This is a genomic window from Litoribacillus peritrichatus (assembly GCF_039537985.1).
Taxonomy (GTDB): domain Bacteria; phylum Pseudomonadota; class Gammaproteobacteria; order Pseudomonadales; family Litoribrevibacteraceae; genus Litoribacillus; species Litoribacillus peritrichatus.
The window spans coordinates 594,990-595,923 of record NZ_BAABBN010000004.1 but is presented as its reverse complement, the minus strand read 5'-3'; the positions used below and the strand labels follow the sequence as shown (position 1 = coordinate 595,923).

Sequence of the window (934 nt, the reverse complement as noted above, 5' to 3'; positions counted from 1 at the left end):
ACGGAAAAATTCCGTAATCTAAACACGGAACTAATCCGCAACCTCTACCATCCCTGAAGGTTGGTTAATTTTTGAATCAAACAATTTCAACTGAAATCAACTAGATAGTCAATCATCTTCAGTAAAGACTGATTAATCTCCTCTATAAATACAGAAAAATTCCGTATTTCACACTCCTACAAGCCTGACCAACATAACTGTAAATTTACACATGAAAGGTATTTAACTATGGCATCAGAGTTTATGAACCAGGTTCGAGTGGCTATCCGCCTGCATCATTACAGCAAGAGAACAGAAGAAAGTTATTGCCAATGGATTCGTAGGTATATTCTCTTTCATAACAAACAACACCCAAAACATATGAATGAAAGCCATATTGAAGCATTTCTTTCGTACCTGGCCATTCAGAGAGATGTATCTCCAAGTACTCAAACAGCGCATTGAATGCCCTCACCTTTCTCTACAGAGAGGTACTTCAGATTGAGTTGAAAGCTTACAACCAATTCACTCGGGCAAAGCCTAAGAAAAAATTACCTGTATTTTTAACTCAGGAAGAAATTGTTCTGTTCTTCCAACATATAAAAGGCCAGCCTAAACTAGCCGCAGCATTGATGTATGGTTCTGGACTTCGGCTAATGGAGACACTCAGGCTCCGTTACAAAGACATTGATTTACATAAGCTCTGTGTCAGAGTAATTGATGGCAAGGGAGGAAAAGATCGGGTAGTCACACTCAGCAAAAACACAGCGAACCATCTCGCGATACAAATGAAAAAAGTAGAAACGCTATATTTACAAAATAGAGCGGATAATGTCCCCGGTGTTTATATGCCTCACGCCCTTGAACGTAAATACCCTAATGCCTCAACGTCTCTAGCCTGGCAATACTTGTTCCCTTCAAATCGTTTAAGCCAGGATCGGCGTACACAAATAAA

At 39.6% G+C, this 934-nt stretch carries 2 protein-coding genes; both read left to right on the top strand.

Going from position 1 to position 934, the window contains the following annotated elements:
- Positions 1-228 precede the first annotated feature (228 nt).
- Positions 229-444 carry a phage integrase N-terminal SAM-like domain-containing protein gene (locus ABD744_RS03845; protein ID WP_344795629.1) on the top strand — a complete coding sequence of 72 codons (216 nt, stop codon included), beginning with the start codon at positions 229-231 and terminating at the stop codon, positions 442-444.
- Between the two features lie 41 nt (positions 445-485).
- Positions 486-934 (top strand): tyrosine-type recombinase/integrase (locus tag ABD744_RS03840; RefSeq protein WP_344795627.1); only part of this gene is annotated, 449 nt, incomplete at its 3' end.